Below are 499 nucleotides of genomic sequence, written 5' to 3'. Positions count from 1 at the left end.
TTTCCGGACCCGTCGCTGGCGATAGCGATAAGCCGATCAGGCATCCCGATCTCGCGCCAGCCAAGCGTTTCCTCTACTATCTCCTTCGGAGAATAGAAGTTGCTGAGATCATGCAGATCCAGCCCACGCACGACGATCGCGTTCAAAAGCGCGATTGTCGGCCGAGGCAATCCCACGTCGAGTACTGCTTGTCGATAGTCTTCGGGAAAGCGGACGCCTAGCTGCTGCTCAGCGGCACTCAAATCCCCCTCTAAGACTGACGCAGGGGGATAGCTAGGGGTAGTCCACTTCTCAACAAATCGCGAAAGTGACATGCTCGCTATTTTCCAACGCGAAGTAGACTTAACAGCTTGGGGACGCATGGCAACGCCCGCTTCCCAAACCATTTCGGTGAGCCCAGTTATGAATTCAGCTAGCGGTTTGCGCCGGGATTTTCCCGCTGCCCCGACAGAAACACCGTCGCTGCCGAAACCAAGGTGAGAGCGCCGTTTTTCAAGGC

General features: G+C 56.1%; 1 protein-coding gene. It reads right to left on the bottom strand.

What is annotated here, in order from left to right; translation table 11 throughout:
• The coding region (locus tag EN780_RS40085; RefSeq protein ID WP_210215134.1) for an SMI1/KNR4 family protein at positions 1-242 on the bottom strand (242 nt) is incomplete at its 3' end.
• Positions 243-499: the final 257 nt, after the last annotated feature.

Origin of the sequence: Mesorhizobium sp. M4B.F.Ca.ET.089.01.1.1, assembly GCF_004022605.1 — a bacterium.
In the GTDB taxonomy this organism is placed as follows: Bacteria; Pseudomonadota; Alphaproteobacteria; order Rhizobiales; family Rhizobiaceae; genus Mesorhizobium; species Mesorhizobium abyssinicae.
This window is presented reverse-complemented; position numbering and strand designations above follow the sequence as displayed.